We start from the raw sequence: 17085 nt of genomic DNA, 5'->3' as shown, positions 1-17085 counted from the left end.
ATCCTCTTGACGCAGGCACTTTCCCCTTCGGACCCGGCTTCGCTGCTCGTCGACCCCGACGAGCAGCGAAGCGGGACCGGGACCCTCCGCTTCGTCCTGACCAAGGTCGCCGAAGCCGTCGCCAGCATCCTGCTCGTGATCGTGCTGGGCTTCCTGCTGTTCCGGCTCCTGCCGGGCGACCCGGTGGCGTTCATGGTCCGCGAACGTCCCACCGACCCCGCCCAGATCGCCGAACTGCGCGACCGCCTCGGCATCGACAAGCCCATGCTCACGCAGTTCTGGGACTACTTCACTGGCCTGTTCCGCGGCGACTTCGGCGAGTCCTACATCGAACGCCGGCCCGTGCTCGACATGATCGGCGAACGCCTCTGGCCCACCGTGCTGCTCGTCGGCAGCGCCACCGTGCTGGCCGTCGCGATCGGCTTGTGGCTCGGCATCCGCGCCGCGTGGAAGCGAAACAGCTTCTTCGACCGCGCCCAGACCGGCATCGCCCTGACGTTGTGGTCGGTCCCGCAGTTCTGGCTCGGCCTGATCCTGCTCGTCGCCACCGGCGGCCTGTTCCCCAGCCGCGGCATGCACTCACCCGACGCGGCGCCCGGCTTCCTCCCGCAGACGCTCGACGTGCTGCACCACCTGATCCTGCCGTGCGTGACCTTGCTCGTGGTCTTCTACGCGCAGTACATGCTGGTGATGCGCTCGTCGTTGCTGGGGGAGATGAACGCCGACTACCTCACCACCGCCCGCGCCAAAGGCCTGCGCGAGGACCTCGTGCGCCGCCGCCACGCCGTGCCCAACGCGCTGCTGCCCACCGTGACGCTGGTGTTCATGCAGTTCGGCATGGTCGTCTCCGGCGCCGTGACCGTCGAGGCCGTGTTCTCCTGGCCCGGTCTCGGGCAGCTCACCTACGACGCGATCCACGGGCCCGACCTCCCGGTGCTGCAAGGCGTGCTCGTCGTGCTGGCGAGCGCCGTGGTCCTGATGAACCTGTTCGCGGAACTGCTCTACCGCGTACTCGACCCGAGGGTGCGCACCGCATGACCACCTCCGCCCCGACCGAGACCTCGCGCGCCATCACCTGGCGCCGGCGGCGCGCGGCGGTCGCGCGCACTTGGCGCGACTTCGCCACCCAGAAGGGTGCGCTGATCGGCTTCTGCCTGCTCGCCGTGACCGTCGTCGTCGCGATCCTGCTACCCCTGATCAGCGACTCCGACGGTCTCGACGTCACCAAGGCCACCGGCCGCCCCCTCAGCCCACCGGACGGGCAGTTCTGGCTCGGCACCGACATCGACGGCCGCTCCGTGCTGCTCATGACGATCTGGGGCACCCGGCTCTCGCTGCTCGTCGGATTCTCCGCCACCGTGCTGAGCGTGCTGATCGGTGCGATCGTCGGCATCGCCGCCGCGCACTTCGGCGGCTGGTTCTCGGCGATCCTGCTGCGATTCACCGACTTCTTCCTCGTGCTGCCGTCGCTGATCCTCGCGATCGCGCTCTCGGCGGTGCTGCCGCAGAGCCCGCGCACGATCATCCTCGCCATCGGTCTCACCGCCTGGCCCAGCACCGCCCGGCTCGTGCGCGCCCAGACCCTCACCATCGAGAGCCGCCCCTACATCGAGCGCGCCCGTGCTCTCGGCGGCGGCCACCTCCACGTCATCGGCCGGCACGTGCTGCCCGGCGTGCTGCCGCTCGTGCTCGCCAACACCACCCTGGTCGTCGGCAACGCCGTGATCGCCGACGCGACCCTGGCGTTCCTCGGCGTCGGCGACCCGAACGCCATCTCCTGGGGCGCGATGCTCCAGACCGCCCTCTCCACCGGCGCCGTCACCCGCGGAGCCTGGTGGAACCTGTTGCCGCCGGGCATCGCGATCGTGCTCGTCGTGCTGTTCTTCACCCTGGTCGGGCGCGGGCTGGAGACGGTGCTGAACCCGAGGCTCAAAGGACAACACCAGTGACCGCCCTGCTCGAACTCAAAAACCTCGGCGTCACCTACCGCACCGGCGGTGGCGAGATCCCCGCCGTCCGCGGCGTCGACCTGCGTCTCGAAGCGGGCGGCACGCTCGGCGTGGCGGGGGAGTCCGGCTCGGGCAAGTCCACCGTCGCCATGAGTGTCCTGCGGCTGCTCCCGCGCAGCGCCGCGGTGACCGGTGAAATCCTGCTCGACGGCGAAGACGTGAGCACCATGCGCTGGGGCCGGCTGCGCACCGTGCGCTGGGCCGAGGCGTCGGTGGTGTTCCAAGGCGCCATGCACGCGCTCAACCCCGTGCGCCGCGTCGGCGAGCAGATCGCCGAACCCCTGCGCCTGCACCCACCCGAGACCGGCGCGCTCAGCGAGACCCAGGTGAAGGCCCGCGTCGCCGAGCTGCTCGAACAAGTGGACCTGCCGACCTCGCGCGCCGGCGCCTACCCGCACGAGCTGTCCGGCGGGCAGAAGCAGCGCGTGATGATCGCGATGGCCCTGGCCTGCTCACCCCGCCTGGTGATCGCCGACGAGCCCACCACCGCGCTCGACGTGATCGTGCAGGCCCAGGTGCTGGCGCTGCTGTCGAAGCTCGTGGCCGAACAGGACATCGGGCTCGTCATGATCAGCCACGACCTGTCCGTGCTCGCCGCCACCTGCGACCGCATCGCCGTGATGTACGACGGGCAGCTCGTCGAAGAACGCCCCAGCGCCGAGCTCATGGCCGACCCGCACCACGAACACAGCCGCGCGCTCGCCGCCGCGTTCCCCACCGTCGGCGACCCCGTGTCCCGCTTCGCCCCGGCCACCAGCACCCCGCTGCCCCCCGAACCCGAGCACCGCGCCGGGCCCGACGACACGCCGCTGCTCGAAGCCGAGAACCTTCACGTGAGCTTCCGCGACCGCACCGGCAAGCGCATCCACGCTGTCAACGGCGTCGACCTCGCCGTGCGCCGCGACGAGATCGTGGCGCTGGTCGGCCAGTCCGGCTCCGGCAAGACCACGCTGGCGCGCACGCTGCTCGGTCTGCAGAAAGGCGACTCCGGCGCGGTCCGCCACGACGGCAAACCCATTCCCGCCGGGGGCGCCGCGCTGCGCGCGTACCGGCGCAAGGTCCAGCTCGTGCTGCAGGACCCCACCAGCGCGCTCAATCCCGCCCACACGGTCTACGAAGCCGTCGCGGAAGGCCCGCGCATCCACGGCCTGCCCGCCGAACGCGAGACCGTGCTCAAGGCCCTGGAGGCGGCGGAGCTGCGGCCCCCGGAGAAGTTCCTCGACCGCCTGCCCCACGAGCTCTCCGGCGGCCAGCGCCAGCGCGTGGTCATCGCCGGTGCCCTCGCGCTCGAACCCGCCGTGCTCGTGGCCGACGAACCCGTCGCCTCGCTCGACGCGTCCGTGCGCGGCGAGATCCTCGCGCTGCTGCTACGGCTGCGGCGCGAGCTCGGCCTCGCCGGGCTCGTGATCACCCACGACCTGGGCCTGGCCTGGAACATCGCCGACCGCGTCGCCGTGATGTACCGGGGCGAGCTCGTCGAAACGGGCACCGTCGAACAGGTCCTGCTCGACCCCCGGCACGAGTACACGCGATCCCTGCTCGCCGCCCTGCCCGGCGGCACGGCTCAGCGCGCGACCAGCGGCAGCTGAGCGTTCCGGGCCACTTCCGGAAAAACCGACGTTCACCACCCACGGGCGGAAGATTCACCCGGACCGCACGCCGGCCATCCGAACAGGTGCGCGAAATGGCATCGGAGCGGGAGCCCGTGCGGTGAGGCGAAGATTCACCCGGTAATCTCCTGGATCGAAATGGCGACCACCACCGACTCCGCGCAGCCGTCCGCGATCAGCGCCCCGGACGCGCGATTCCTCACGCCCTCGCGGTTCCCGTACCGCACGATCGCGATGGGCACCATCGGGACCACGCTGCTCATGCTCGCCGCGCTCGGCGCCGGCGGGATCCTGATCCGCGACCCCGTCCTCGGCCACGGGCCCCTCTCGTGGATCCGCTACGGCCACGGCCGCGCGCTCGCCAACGCACTGCTCTACCTCGGCTTCGCGCTCGTCGTCTGGGCCTGGGTCCGCCTCGGCCGCTACGTGCTCGCCGGCCGCATCGGCAGCAAACCGATCCTCATCGCCGCGCTGTGCTGGATGGCGCCCCTGCTGGTGTCGCCGCCGCTGTTCACCCGCGACGTCTTCTCCTACCTCGGCCAGGGCGCGCAGCTGCTCTACGGACTCGACCCGTACGCCAACGGCCCCGCCGAGCTCGACGTGCTCCCCAACGTGGTGCAGAACGTCCACCCGCTGTGGCAGACCACGCCCGCCCCGTACGGGCCGCTGTTCCTGCTGATCTCCAAGGGCATCGTGTCCATCACGCAGGACAACATGATCGCCGGCGTGATCCTCACCCGCGTCGTGCTGCTCGTCGGCCTCGGCATGACCCTGTGGGCGCTGCCACGGCTCGTGAAGCACCTCGGCGGCAAGCTGCCCGTGGCGCTGTGGCTCGCGGTCGCCAGCCCGATGATGGTCATCCACCTCTTCGGCGGCCCGCACAACGACCTCATGATGCTCGGGTTCCTCACCACCGGCGTCCTCGCCGCGCTCGAACGCAAGTACATCGTCGCCGTCGTGCTCGTCACCATCGGCATGCTGATCAAACCGACCGCCGCCGTCGCGCTGCCCTTCCTCGTGTGGATGTGGGCCGCGAACATGACCGGCGAGTCGAAGGTCAAGAACTTCTTCAAGGCCGGCGCCGCGTCCGTCGGGCTCTTCCTGCCCGTGTTCGTCGCCGGCACGTGGCTCTCACTGGGCTCGCTCAACCTCGGCTGGTGGTCGGGCCTCGCGGCGCCCCAGCTCATCGCCAACTGGCTCAACTTCCCGACCGGCATCGGCGAAGCCGTGTACAACCTCGTGCACCTCGTCGCCAACGTCCAATCCTCGCCGTTCGTCACCGTCGCCCGCGCGATCGCCATGCTCGGTCTCGCAGCCTTCGGCATCCGCCAGTGGTGGCTCGCCCGCGAAGGCGGCGCCACGGCCGTCTACCGCGCCGCGATCACCCTGCTGGCCGTCGCGATCCTCATGCCGCCGACCCTGCCGTGGTACCTCACGTGGGGCTTCGTGCTCATCTCCGCGTTCCCCTGGGGACGCCGCAACCTCTCCGCCGTGGTCGCCGTGTCAGTCTTCGTGACCCTCGTGTACTACCCGACCGGCGAGCAGGCCCTGTACGACTGGTGGTTCATCGCGATCGTCGTGGTGGTGAGCCTCTACGCGGCCGCGTCGCTGCTGCGCCCGGACCCGCTGGGCCTCATCGCGGCGTGGCGGCGACCGCGGGAAGACAAGTTCCTCCCCGCGGCTCCTGCTGCTTCCTCTGCTTCCCAGGACTAAGGCCGCGCGAGCGCCCCGGCGAACACCGGGGCGACCTTCTTCAACACGGACTGGCCCGCCTTGTCGACCCAGTCGATGTTCTTGAACACGAGCGCCTCGGCACGATCACCCTTGCCCAGCACCAGCACGCAGATCCGCACCCCGATGGGTTCGGTCGGCGCCGCGCAGAACCCGTACTGCGCATCCGCCACCTTCGGCGCCGTGAACTCGCGGACCGACGCGAAATCAAGGTGCTGCACCGTCACGTGGCCACAGGCGAGCGCCTTTTTCACGCCATCCACGACCTGAGCACCTGTGTAACCGTCGTACTCGGCCACGAGCTGCGCGATCTCCCCGCTGCGATCGCTCGAATGCGCCTGGGCGCCCAGCTTGGCTTTCGCATCCCACGGCTGCGCCGCACCGCAGGCGTTCACCAGCCGCAACGGCGTGGTCTCGCCGATGATGTACTCGACCGGCTGCACGTACTCGTCCTGCCCGACCTTCGCCAGTTCGTCGTCGGTCGGCAGCAGCCGCTCCAAGGTCGGCGGATGCACCACCGGCGAAGGCGGCGCGCTGCTCGACACGGGCGGCGCCTTCGCCGTCACGCTGGGCGGCGTCGTCGCCGCACCGGACGAACACCCCGCGACCAGGACCGCGAGACCGGACACCAGCGCTGTTTTCCACATAATCTGTCTGTGCACGCACCAAGATCGTCGATCACCCGGTGATCGTTACCGGTCCTTCGTGAAGGCCGCGGCGAACATCGGCAACGTGGAGCGCACGGCCTCCTTCGCCGTGCCGGCCGGCAGGTTCCCGTTGTCGAACTCGACGGATTGAAGGGATTCCACCCGGTCACCGTGAGAGAGCAGCAGGACGCAGCGATGGCTCTCGTCGTCATCGGTCTGTGTGGCGCAGAAGCCGTATTGCGAGTCGACTCCCGGCAGGGTCGGGGCGTCGAACGCGCCGTCGATCCGGAAGTCCACGGCGGAATCCGTGAAGGTGCCGCACGCCAGTGCGGTTTTGAGTTTGGTGATGACCTGCGCGCCGGTCATTCCGTCGTACCGGCCCATGCGCTCATCGACGACCTCGGACGTCAGCCCGGGGTCGGGGCCCGCGCCGAGCTTGAAGAAGCCCGCCGAGTTGCCCTCCACCTCGGCTTGGTCCCAGGCCTCGAGTGTCTTCCGCCCGCACGCGGCCATGAGCTTCTTCGGGTACACGGCGTTGATGACCGACCGCACCTCGTCGTCGAGCGCGAAGCCGGTCGGCGCCAAGGCCTCGTCCGTCGGCAGGAACTGGGACAGATCCGGCGGTTTCGGCTTCGGCGAATGCGAGCTCGTCGGCGACGGCTTCGGGGCCGACGAGCCCGAGGCGGACCCGACCGCACCCGAAGAGCACCCCGCGAGCAGCACGACCAGACCGGCCAGCACGACCGTTTTCCTCAGCACGCCCCATGATCGCCGATCACCGGACGATCGTTACGCGAACGCCCAACCCCGCCAATCGCCGACGGAAGTCGACACCACCGCATGCTCCGGCGGCCGCGACGCGTACTGCGGGTACTTCGCCACCAACCACGCCACCCGCTCGGCCCGCTCACCTTCGGCCACCACCCGCGCGACCCCGTCCGCCCGGGCCCACCACAGCTGCGTCCAGTCGTCGGAATACGCGTCGACCAGCCAGGACACCGACGGGTTCTCCGCGATGTTCGCCAGCCGCCGCAACGCCGTCGAAGACTTCGGTTTGTGGTCGACGGCGAAGACGATCTCCGAGCCGGACACCGCGAAGGTCACCGGCACCAGGTGCGGCACGCCCGAAGCCGACGCCGTCGCCAGGCGGGCCACACGCGCGGCGGCGAAGCGGGAACGGGCTTCGTCGGCGGAGAGCTTCATGCCAGCGCGGGGGAGTCGAGGGTCAGCGTGCCCAGCTCCGTGTCCAGTGAAGCCCGCGCGCCCAGCGGCAAGGTCGGAGATGACGCCACGTGGCCGAACCCGAAGTCGCCCAGCACGGGGATCCCCAAGGGCGTCAAGCGGTCCAGCACCAGCGACCGGATCTCGGCCGGGTCGCCGCACGCGGCCCACGAACCCAGCACCACGCCCCGCGCCCCCACGAACCAGCCCGAGCGCAGCAGCTGCGTCAGCATCCGGTCGATCCGGTAGACGCTCTCGGTCACGTCCTCCAGCAGCACGATCCCGTCCTCGGCCGACCCCTGCTCGGCCGTGCCGAGCCCGGCCGCGAGCAGCGACAGGTTCCCGCCCACCAGCACCCCCGACGCGCGGCCCGGCACGAGCACGTCCGCCTCCGGCGCCCACAGCACACGCGTGCGCTCCGGTTCGAACAGCGTGCGGCGCAGGTGCTCGGCCGCGGCTTCGTCGAACAGGACCGAAGCGGGCATCGGCGAGAACAGCGTGTCCAGGTCCAGGTGCGTGGCCACGGCGCGGTGCAGCGCCGTCACGTCGGACGAGCCTGCCAGCACCTTCGGGCCGGCAGCTCGCAACGCCGCCCAGTCGATCAGGTCGAGCATCCGCTGCGAGCCGTACCCGCCGCGGGCCGCGAGTACGCACGAGACCTCCGGGTCGAGCCACGCGGCCGTGAACTCCGCCGCCCGCACCTCGTCCGGCGCCGACAGGTAGCCCGACGTCGAGCCGTGCACCGCCTCGCCGACCCGCACCTTCACGCCCCAGCCGCGCAGCACCGGCAGCGCCGCGTCGAGCAGGTCCGGCGCCACGGGACCAGACGGCGCCACCAGCGCCACCGTGTCCCCGGGCACCAGCCGGGGTGGTCTCATCGGGACAACTCCAGCTTCGCCACGTCCGGCGTCGCGAACCCGAACACCTGGCCGTAGAACGACAGCTCGGCCTCCAGCGCCGTCACGATCGTCTCCGCCCGCCGAAACCCGTGCTGCTCACCCGGGAACCGCAGGTAGGCGTGGTCGACGCCGCTGCCGGCCAGCCCGGCGACGAACCGGTCCGCCTGCTCCGGCGGGCAGATCTGGTCCTCCAGCCCCTGCAGGAACAGCACCGGCCCCGCCAGCGAACCCGCGTGCGTGATCGGCGAGCGCTCCCGGTAGCGCTGCTCGGTCTCCGGGTACGGCCCGACCAGCCCCACCAGGTACTGCGACTCGAAGTCGTGCGTCTCGCCGCCCGCGCCCGTCCACGTGGCGAGGTCCAGGATCGGGAACTTCACCGTCGCCGCCGCGTACGTGCGTGTCATCGTGATCGACGCCGCCGACGTGAACCCGCCCGCACTGCCGCCGCGGATCCCCAGCCGCGCGCCGTCGGCGGCGCCCTCGGCCACGAGCGCCTCGGCCACCGCCACGCAATCGCCGACGTCCACCACACCCCACTGCTCGCGCAGCCGCTCCCGAAACGCCCGCCCGTAGCCGGTCGAGCCGCCGTAGTTCACGGCCACCACGCCGATGCCGCGGCTGGTGAAGTACGCGATCGTCAGGTCCAGCGCCGCGTCGCTGCGCCCGGTCGGCCCGCCGTGCACGTGGACCAGGAACGGCGGCCGCTCACCCTCGGGACCGGTGAAGTCCGGGTTCCGCGGCGCGAACACGAACGCCGGGATCCGCGAACCGTCCGCCGCGGTGAACACGCGTTCCTGCGGCATCGGCAGGTAATCCGACGACGGCAGGTCGGCCGGCTGCGGCGTCAGCGCCGTCCACGTGCCCGCCTCGAGATCCACCCGCACCACGGCGCTCTCGCGATCCGCGCCCCCGGCGATCCCCGCGACACCACCCGGCACCGCGGCCAGCCCCGACGTCGACCACACGCTCAGCTCCGGCACCACCGGCGTCACCGAACCGGCGTGCTCGTCGAGCACCGCCAGCCCGTCCTCCGTGAGGACGGCGTGCCGCCCGCCGCCGAGCGGGGCGAACCAGCTCGCGCCGAGCTTCCACATCGCACCGCCGATCTCCTGCTCCACCGGCGCCAGGTTCACCACCGACCCGTCGAGCCCGACGCGGTGCAGGTTCCACCAGCCGTCCGGGTCCAGCAGCGCCAGCAGCCGGTCCGGCGTCTCCCACTCCAGCTGGCAGACCGCCACGTCGATGCCACCGGCCAGCACGCGGGCCTCACCGAACACCCCGTCGCCGTCCACGGGCGCGACGAACAGCTCCGTGCCGTCCCACGGCATCGCCGGGTGGTCCCACGCGAGCCACGCCGCGTGCGCGCCGTCGGGCGAGAGCTGCGGCGCCGTGAAAAAGCGGTGCCCCTCCACGAGCACCCGCTCGGCACCGCCCGCGAGGGGGATGGCCACGAGCTCGCGGGAAATGTCCGTGCGGCGCGGCCCGGTGCTGCGCTCGCGCACCGCCCACACCTCGCCGGCGCGGCCTGCGCGGAGATCGCTGTAGCGCACGCCCTGCGACTCGGCCGGCTCCGGCGTCAGCGGCGTCACCTCACCGGCGACGGACGCGTACACCCGCTGATCGGCCCAATGGGTGAAAACCACGACGGCACCGATCGCGACCCACGGGCGGCCGCCGTACTCGTGCACCCGGTTGCGGACGTTCCACGGCGCGGGCACCACGTCCTCGACCCCGCCACCCGGGACCGCGCGCACGAGCGCCACGCGGCCACCTTCGGCCGGTCGGGCCTCGGCCCACCACAGTTCGTCACCCACGGTCGCCGGCCACTGTGCGCCACCTCCCGCGGCCGCCACGTCCGCCGCCGAAACGGGTGAGGTCCAGGTTCCGTATGCAGAGATCTGTGGCACCCGGAAAGCCTAACGGCGATCCGCTGCGTATCCGCACCCGCACGCACCGCACCGAAATCCCGATCAACCAGGGGCGGCGGATGCCGATCATGCGACCGTGGCCTAGGGTCGGGGGTGCTATGTCTCGAGTAATCCACGTCTTCCGCAAGCCCGACCGGTTCGTCGCCGGAACGGTCGGCGAGCCCGGCGATCGCACGTTCTACCTCCAGGCGTCGGAAGATGTCCGGACGGTCAGCGTGACGATCGAGAAACAGCAGGTCGTCGTTCTCGCCGAACGCCTCGGCTCCCTTCTGGAGGAGGTCGCCAGCCGCTTCGGCGCGGACGTGCCCACCGACGTCCCCGACGACCAGCTCGACGTCGACCCCCTCACGGTCCCCGTCGAGGAGGAGTTCCGCGTCGGCACCATGGGTCTCGGCTGGGACGCCGACTCCAGCGCCGTCGTGATCGAGCTCCTCGCGATCACCGAGGGTGAGGTCGACGAGACCGTGGTCCTCGACGACACCGAAGAGGGTCCCGACGCCGTGCGCGTGTTCCTCACCCCGGTCGGCGCCCGCGCCTTCGCCGAGCGCGCCGACCGCGTCGTCAACGCCGGGCGCAAGCCGTGCCCGCTGTGCGGTGAGCCGCTCGACTCGACCGGGCACATCTGTCCGCGGCAGAACGGCTACCGCCGCGACGTCGACGTGGCCGAGGACTGAGGGCGCCGGTGGCCAGCACTCCGCCGGAGCCGACGGACCCCGCTGCGCGCGAGTTCGTCACCCACGGCCGCATCGACGTCGAGGGCCGGCTCGTCGACGCCTCCAACGTCACCCTGTTCTGCGCGATCGAGCTCGACGGCGTCACCGGCCGTGTGGTCTACAAGCCGGTGTCGGGGGAGCGGCCGCTGTGGGACTTCCCCGACGGCACCCTCGCCGGCCGTGAGGTCGCGACCGCGATGATCGCCGACGCGTCCGGCCTCGGCGCCGTCCCGCCCACGGTCCTGCGTGACGGGCCGTTCGGGCCCGGCATGGTCCAGCTGTGGGTGGAGACCGCCGAGGACGACGACGTCGTCGACGTCTGCGCCCCCGACGAGGTTCCCGAAGGCTGGCGCACCGTGCTGCACGCCCACGACCGCCTCGGCGACCCGGCGGTGCTGGTGCACGCCGACCACCCTGGGATGCGTGAGCTGGCCGTGCTCGACGTCATCGTGAACAACACCGACCGCAAGGGCGGGCACCTGCTCGCGGGCACCGACGGCCGTGTCTACGGCGTCGACCACGGCATCTGCCTGCACACCGACCCGAAGCTGCGGACCGTGCTGTGGGGCTGGATCGGCGAGCGCCTCGGGGACGACACCGCGGAGAAGCTGCGCAAGCTGCGGTCCGACCTCGACGGCAAGCTCGGCGCCGACCTCGGCGAGCACATCACCACCTTCGAGGTCCGCGCGCTCTCACAGCGCGCCGACTTCCTGCTCGCCGAAGGCGTCTTTCCCGAACCCGGTGACGACTGGCGCGCGATCCCCTGGCCGCTCTTCTGAGCGACTCGCTGGACACCGCGGCCCGCGCCCGGCTGGTCGACCGGTTCGGCGCGGGCGTCGGACCGTGGTGCGACGCGCTGCCCGACCTCGTCGCGCGCCTCGCGCACCGCTGGCACCTCACTGTCCGGGAAGCGCGCCCGGGCAACACCGGCCGGACGCTGCTGTGCGACGGCCCCGACGGTCCCTACGTCCTGAAGCTGTGCCCCGATCCCGGGATCGCCCAGGCCGAAGCCACGGCATTGCAGGCGTGGGCCGGTCTGCCGCGGGTCGTGCAGCTGCTCGACACCGACCTCGCCGCAGGTGCGATCCTGCTCGAAGGCCTCGTGCCCGGCACGACCCTGACCGGCACCGACATACCCTGGGATCAGGTGCGCGACCTGCTGGGCCAGCTCCACGAGGTCGCGGCGGACGGCCCGTTCCCGACCCAGCTCGAGCGCGTCCACACGATGTTCGACCTCGCCGAGCGCCGGCTGCGCGGCAGCAGAGCGGAAGAGCAGCTGCCGCTCGACGTCCTGCACGCCGGACGCACCCGCGCCGAAACCCTCGCCACGACCGGTCCCGTCGCCCTCGTCCACGGCGATCTGCACCCCGGCAACGTCCTCGACGCCGGCCCGGCCCGCGGCATCGTCGCGATCGACCCCCGCCCGTGCGTCGGCGACCCCGCCCTCGACGGCGTCGACTGGGCGTTCCTCCCGCTCGCCGACGGCGGCACGCTCGACGACGGCCTCGCCCGGCTGCCCGACCCCGACCGCACCCGCGCGTGGTGCGTCGCGCTCGCCCCGCTGATGGCGATGGGACCCCTGCGCCGCACCGGCCCGACGCCCTTCACCGACGCGGTCCTCGCCCTCCTGCCTTAGCGGGTGTGGCGCTCGTCACTGTTCGGCCTAGGGTTCAACCGCCGCCGCCTCAGGCCCCGTGTCGCGGATGCCGCGCGCGCACGCGCCGGCTCCCGCTGCCGAAGGACTGACATGACCGCAACGAAGGCTCCCGGCGCGATGACCCGCGAGATGCGCATGGTGCACACCGCGCTGCGCCGCGAGTTCGGGCTGATGCCGAAGCTGATCGCCGGCGTCGCCGAAGGGGACACGCAGCGCGCCGCGCTCGTCGCCGACCACCTCGGGCTCGTCAGCACGATCCTGCACCACCACCATCACGCCGAAGATCTCGAGATCTGGCCCAACCTGCTCGAACGCTGCCCCGCCGACGTCGCCCCACTCGTGTACGGCATGGAGCGCCACCACGAACGCATCGCGTTCCTCGGCGTCGACCTCACCGACGCCGTCGCGGCCTGGCGCGCCGAGCCGAACACCGCGCACCGCGACGCCGTGCTGGCCGTCCTCGACCCGCTGATCACCGTGCTGCACGAACACCTCGGCGCGGAAGAGGACTACGTGCTCCCGCTCATCGAACAGCACATCACCGCCGCGGAGTGGGACACCATGGTCGCCCGGGGCGCGGCCGAGCTCCCCGCCGAGAAGCTCCCGGTCGTGCTCGGGATCATGATGTACGAAGGCGACCCCGGCGCCGTCCAGGACGCACTCGGCAACCTGCCCGCCGAAGCCCGCGACACCGTCGCCGAACTGGCGCCGCGCCTGTACGCGGACCTCGCCGAAACCCTCCACGGCACCCGCACCCCGCCGAAGGAATCCACGCCCGCCCGCTGAACCGGCACGTCACGGCCACAAGAGCGGCACCGCCTTCTCCAGTGCCCAGCCGATGACCACGAACCAGCCGGCGATCCACACGAACGCCGGGATCGAGGTGAGCTCCGCGAGGCCGGCCGCGTCGTCGGTGTGGTGCCGCAGGCCGTGGCGCACCCGGTTGGACACGAGCGCGGCCAGCCCGCCGATCTCGCTGGTGAGCAGCAGCCACGCTTCGCCGTACGCGACCGCGTTCTGCACCCACCCCGGCGCCGTCCGCCAGACGGTGAAGGTGACCATCCCGAGCGCGACGACCGCGACGAAGGTGATCAGGTCACGCGTGACCACCAGCACGAGCACCATCACCAGCGTGGTGAGCGCGAGGACGGCGGGCGCGTAGCCGTGCCGCAGCAGCCCGGCGGCACCCAGCCCGGCCAGCGACGGCATCGCGTACCCGGCCACACTGGTCAACGTCCGCGACCACGGCGATCGCGTCCACGACCACGTGGCGCCGCTGTCGGCGCTGGTGATCGCGATCCGGTACACCCCACCGCCGGTGACGACGCTCGCGAGCGCGTGCCCGCCCTCGTGGAACACCGTCCCCAGCACGTTCGCGCGCCCGATCAGCAGATCCTTCTCGCTCGTCAGGAACGCGAACGTCCCCGTCGACACCGCGGCCGCGAACAGCCCCGTCACCAGCACCAACCATTGCCCGGGCGCCTCGACCGTTTCGGTCAGTGACCCGAAGAGCCCCCCACCCGCCATGACCTCGACCTCCCCTTGGAACGGCAGGAACCCGAAGAATCGCACGTGGGTACGACATTTCCGGCCTACCGAAGCGCGTCAAGGATCAGCCGCCGCCCGGCGTGGCGGCAGGACTTCACCCCACGAACCGCACTAGCTCCATCCATGCCCCCGCCACCACCCTCAACCGAGAAGCTTCGCTTCGCTGCTAGTTTCGGAGCCGTGCGCTCACATTCGTACGACGACGTGCTGTCGGGTCCGCGCAAGCGGAAGATCCCCGAGATCCCGGCCGAACGCGGGCTCGTGGTCGAAGACCCCGCCAGCGGCTTTTGCGGCGCGGTCGTGAAGATCGAGTACGGCAACGTCGTCCTCGAGGACGCCAAGGGTCGCCAGCGTGTGTTCCCGCTTGGCCCCGCGGCGTTCCTGCTGGAGGGCAAGCCCGTCACGCTCGTGCCGGTCCGCAAGGCCGCCGCGCCCGTCAAGCAGGTGTCGGCGTCCGGGTCGGTGAAGGTGCAGGGCCTGCAGGCGCGCGTCGCGCGGGACTCCCGGATCTGGGTCGAGGGCAAGCACGACGCCGAGCTCGTCGAGCGCGTGTGGGGCCACGACCTGCGCGTGGAAGGCGTCGTCGTGGAACCGCTCGACGGCGTCGACGTGCTGGCCGAGAGGGTCGCCGAGTTCGGCACCGGGCCCGGCCGCCGCCTCGGCGTGCTGGTCGATCACCTCGTGAAAGGCAGCAAGGAGTCGCGGCTGGTCGCGCAGGTCCGCGACGAGCAGGTGCTCGTGACCGGTCACCCATACGTGGATATCTGGCAGGCCGTGAAACCCGCCGCCGTCGGCATCCGCGCGTGGCCGCAGATCCCGCGCGGCACCGAGTGGAAGGTCGGCATCTGCGAGGCGCTCGGCTGGGGCGAGACCTATGAAGGCTGGCAACGGGTCCTGGCCGCCGTGAGCAGTTTCCGCGACCTCGAGACCCCGCTCATCGGCGCCGTCGAACGGCTCATCGACTTCGTCACCGAGCCCTCTGAATGAGCACGAAATGAGCCCGGTATGCCCGGTTCCGGGCAAGGTCACGCGTCGGTCACGTCGAGTCACTTGCCCGGTGCGAACCGGCGCGATCTGAGAGCATGACCACATGGCAGTAGCATTGATCTGGCTGATCATCGGCATCGTCCTGATGATCGCGGAAGTCATCTCCGGCGACTTCGTGTTGATCATGCTCGGCATCGCCGCGCTGCTCGGCGCCGGCTCCGAAGCGATCACCGGCAACATCTTCATCGACGTCGCCGTGTTCGCCGTCAGCTCCGTCGCGCTGCTGGCGCTGGCCCGCCCCGTGCTCAAGCGCCGCTTCCTCGCCGGCTCCCACACACCCACGGGCACGGACGCGCTCATCGGCGCCCGCGCCGTCGTGGTGTCCACAGTGGACTATGACGCCGGGCAGGTGAAGATCCGGGGAGAGATCTGGTCGGCGCGCGCCGTGCACGAGTCGCACCCGCCGATCGCGCCGGGCACCAGCGTCACCGTCGTCGAGATCTCCGGCGCCACCGCCGTGGTGGACATCGTGTCGTGATCGCGAGAACTCCGGAAAACGGTACTAGGTAAGGGGAAACGCTCTTGTCCACAATTGCGATCGTCGTGGTCGCGCTGCTGGTCCTGTTCGTCATCATCACGGTGGTCAAGGCGATCATGGTGGTGCCGCAGGCCCAGTCGGCGGTGATCGAGCGACTCGGCCGGTTCCGCGCGGTCGCCGCGCCTGGCTTGACCTTCCTGGTGCCGTTCCTGGACAAGGTCCGCGCCCGGATCGATCTGCGCGAGCAGGTCGTCTCGTTCCCGCCGCAGCCGGTGATCACCGAGGACAACCTGACGGTGAACATCGACACCGTCGTGTACTTCCAGGTCACCGACTCGCGCGCCGCGGTCTACGAGATCTCCAATTACATCATCGGTGTCGAGCAGCTCACCACCACCACGCTGCGTAACGTGGTCGGCGGCATGAGCCTGGAGCAGACGCTGACGTCGCGCGACGCGATCAACAGCCAGCTGCGCGGTGTGCTCGACGAGGCCACCGGCCGCTGGGGCATCCGCGTCGCGCGAGTCGAGCTCAAGGCGATCGACCCGCCGCCGTCGATCCAGGACTCGATGGAAAAGCAGATGCGCGCCGACCGTGAGAAGCGCGCGATGATCCTCACCGCCGAGGGCCAGCGGGAGTCGTCGATCAAGACGGCGGAAGGTCAGAAGCAGAGCCAGATCCTCTCCGCGGAAGGTCAGAAGCAGGCCGCGATCCTCGCGGCCGAGGCCGAGCGGCAGTCCCGCATCCTGCGCGCGCAGGGTGAACGCGCCGCCCGCTACCTGCAGGCCCAGGGCCAGGCGAAGGCGATCGAGAAGGTGTTCGCCGCCATCAAGGCCGGCCGGCCGACGCCCGAGGTGCTCGCTTACCAGTACCTGCAGACCCTGCCGCAGATGGCGCAGGGCGACGCGAACAAGGTCTGGATGATCCCGAGCGACTACGGCAAGGCCCTCGAAGGCTTCGCCCGCGCGCTCGGCGCTCCCGGCGACGACGGCGTGTTCCGCTACGAGCCGCCGAAGGACGACACCGCCGAAAAGCCCGACCTCGACGACGACGAGGTCGCCGGTTGGTTCGACACCTCGACCGACCCGAAGGTCGCCGAGGCCGTCGCCGCGGCGGAAGCCGTGGCGCGCAAGGAAGTGCCGAGCCCGCTCAACACCGCGCTGCCGCGCCGCGCCCTCGGTGGACCCACCCCGGCGCCGGAAGCCGCGGCTCCGGCCGCACCGGCCGAGGAAGAGCCGCCCGCACCGCCGGCCCCGGCCACGCCGCCGCCCAGCACGCCGCCGCCGGGTGTCCAGCAGCAGAACCCGCCGTCGCTCCCGCAGCCGCAGCCCCCGACCACGCCGCCGGGTGGCCCGTACCAGGGCCCGCCGCAGCAGTTCGGCGGCCAGCAGGGTCAGCAGGGTCCGGGTAGCGGGCCGTTCCCGCAGCAGGGCCCGTTCGGCGGACCCCAGGGCGGGCCGCCGCAGCAGCGCCGCTGACACACCAGGCGAAAAGAGGGGCGGGGGGCGGGGCGGGGGGTGCGGGGGCGCCGGGTTTTTGTGTTTCAGCTGGGGGGGTTTCTTGTTGTTTGTTTTTTTTTTAATTTTTTTTTTTTAGA

Annotated in this window: 17 protein-coding genes; 11 read left to right on the top strand and 6 right to left on the bottom strand. The window is 71.1% G+C overall.

The window, feature by feature from the left end; genetic code table 11:
• Positions 1-6 precede the first annotated feature (6 nt).
• The 4 genes from ABZU76_RS48310 (at position 7) to mptB (ending at position 5332) form a co-directional block, all read left to right on the top strand.
• The gene (locus ABZU76_RS48310) at positions 7-1038 is read left to right on the top strand and encodes an ABC transporter permease (RefSeq protein ID WP_354884223.1); all 1032 of its coding nucleotides are present in this window, start codon (positions 7-9) and stop codon (positions 1036-1038) included.
• Complete coding sequence (locus ABZU76_RS48305) at positions 1035-1949, top strand: ABC transporter permease (RefSeq protein WP_220240681.1); 915 nt, start codon at positions 1035-1037, stop codon at positions 1947-1949. Before ABZU76_RS48310 ends, ABZU76_RS48305 begins: the two co-directional genes overlap by 4 nt.
• On the top strand, positions 1946-3598 hold the full coding sequence (locus tag ABZU76_RS48300) for an ABC transporter ATP-binding protein (protein ID WP_354884220.1): 1653 nt from the start codon (positions 1946-1948) through the stop codon (positions 3596-3598). Before ABZU76_RS48305 ends, ABZU76_RS48300 begins: the two co-directional genes overlap by 4 nt.
• A gap of 159 nt (positions 3599-3757) precedes the next feature.
• Positions 3758-5332 carry a polyprenol phosphomannose-dependent alpha 1,6 mannosyltransferase MptB gene (gene mptB / locus ABZU76_RS48295; RefSeq protein ID WP_354884217.1) on the top strand — a complete coding sequence of 525 codons (1575 nt, stop codon included), beginning with the start codon at positions 3758-3760 and terminating at the stop codon, positions 5330-5332.
• On the opposite strand, the gene ABZU76_RS48290 is transcribed toward mptB, so the two are convergent.
• The 5 genes from ABZU76_RS48290 to ABZU76_RS48270 are packed head-to-tail and all read right to left on the bottom strand — an operon-like array spanning position 5329 to position 10024.
• Positions 5329-6012 carry a hypothetical protein gene (locus ABZU76_RS48290; RefSeq protein WP_354884214.1) on the bottom strand — a complete coding sequence of 228 codons (684 nt, stop codon included), beginning with the start codon at positions 6010-6012 and terminating at the stop codon, positions 5329-5331. The two genes, mptB and ABZU76_RS48290, sit on opposite strands and share 4 nt — an antisense overlap.
• Positions 6013-6042: 30 nt before the next feature.
• Complete coding sequence (locus ABZU76_RS48285; RefSeq protein ID WP_354884211.1) at positions 6043-6756, bottom strand: hypothetical protein; 714 nt, start codon at positions 6754-6756, stop codon at positions 6043-6045.
• Positions 6757-6786: 30 nt separating this feature from the next.
• Positions 6787-7200, bottom strand: a complete 414-nt coding sequence (locus ABZU76_RS48280; RefSeq protein WP_354884208.1) for a TIGR03668 family PPOX class F420-dependent oxidoreductase — start codon at positions 7198-7200, stop codon at positions 6787-6789.
• Entirely contained in the window at positions 7197-8096 is a 900-nt protein-coding gene (locus tag ABZU76_RS48275) for an LD-carboxypeptidase (protein WP_354884205.1), read from the bottom strand. Before ABZU76_RS48275 ends, ABZU76_RS48280 begins: the two co-directional genes overlap by 4 nt.
• Complete coding sequence (locus ABZU76_RS48270; protein ID WP_354884202.1) at positions 8093-10024, bottom strand: prolyl oligopeptidase family serine peptidase; 1932 nt, start codon at positions 10022-10024, stop codon at positions 8093-8095. Before ABZU76_RS48270 ends, ABZU76_RS48275 begins: the two co-directional genes overlap by 4 nt.
• Before the next feature lie 119 nt (positions 10025-10143).
• Here ABZU76_RS48270 and ABZU76_RS48265 point away from each other — a divergent pair, with 119 nt between their 5' ends.
• The 4 genes from ABZU76_RS48265 to ABZU76_RS48250 all read left to right on the top strand — a co-directional run bounded on the left by ABZU76_RS48265 (position 10144) and on the right by ABZU76_RS48250 (position 13201).
• Positions 10144-10719 carry a DUF3090 domain-containing protein gene (locus tag ABZU76_RS48265; protein ID WP_220240689.1) on the top strand — a complete coding sequence of 192 codons (576 nt, stop codon included), beginning with the start codon at positions 10144-10146 and terminating at the stop codon, positions 10717-10719.
• Between the two features lie 8 nt (positions 10720-10727).
• Positions 10728-11537 carry an SCO1664 family protein gene (locus ABZU76_RS48260; protein ID WP_354884197.1) on the top strand — a complete coding sequence of 270 codons (810 nt, stop codon included), beginning with the start codon at positions 10728-10730 and terminating at the stop codon, positions 11535-11537.
• Positions 11507-12394: a phosphotransferase gene (locus tag ABZU76_RS48255; RefSeq protein ID WP_354884288.1), complete on the top strand. Its 888-nt coding sequence runs from the start codon at positions 11507-11509 to the stop codon at positions 12392-12394. Before ABZU76_RS48260 ends, ABZU76_RS48255 begins: the two co-directional genes overlap by 31 nt.
• 111 nt (positions 12395-12505) lie before the next feature.
• Positions 12506-13201, top strand: coding sequence for a hemerythrin domain-containing protein (locus ABZU76_RS48250; protein WP_354884194.1), 696 nt, complete (start codon positions 12506-12508; stop codon positions 13199-13201).
• A 9-nt stretch (positions 13202-13210) separates the two neighbouring features.
• On the opposite strand, the gene ABZU76_RS48245 is transcribed toward ABZU76_RS48250, so the two are convergent.
• Entirely contained in the window at positions 13211-13987 is a 777-nt protein-coding gene (locus ABZU76_RS48245) for a M50 family metallopeptidase (RefSeq protein WP_354884191.1), read from the bottom strand.
• A 156-nt stretch (positions 13988-14143) separates the two neighbouring features.
• Here ABZU76_RS48245 and ABZU76_RS48240 point away from each other — a divergent pair, with 156 nt between their 5' ends.
• From ABZU76_RS48240 to ABZU76_RS48230, 3 genes are all read left to right on the top strand, one after another.
• The gene (locus ABZU76_RS48240) at positions 14144-14950 is read left to right on the top strand and encodes a DUF3097 domain-containing protein (protein WP_354884188.1); all 807 of its coding nucleotides are present in this window, start codon (positions 14144-14146) and stop codon (positions 14948-14950) included.
• A 103-nt stretch (positions 14951-15053) separates the two neighbouring features.
• Positions 15054-15488: an NfeD family protein gene (locus ABZU76_RS48235; RefSeq protein ID WP_354884185.1), complete on the top strand. Its 435-nt coding sequence runs from the start codon at positions 15054-15056 to the stop codon at positions 15486-15488.
• Positions 15489-15541: 53 nt separating this feature from the next.
• Positions 15542-16966 (top strand): SPFH domain-containing protein, encoded by a 1425-nt coding sequence (locus tag ABZU76_RS48230; protein ID WP_354884286.1) that lies wholly within the window; start codon positions 15542-15544, stop codon positions 16964-16966.
• The last annotated feature ends 119 nt before the right edge of the window (positions 16967-17085 follow it).

Origin of the sequence: Amycolatopsis sp. NPDC005232 (genome assembly GCF_040607795.1) — a bacterium.
In the GTDB taxonomy this organism is placed as follows: domain Bacteria; phylum Actinomycetota; class Actinomycetes; order Mycobacteriales; family Pseudonocardiaceae; genus Amycolatopsis.
This window is presented reverse-complemented; position numbering and strand designations above follow the sequence as displayed.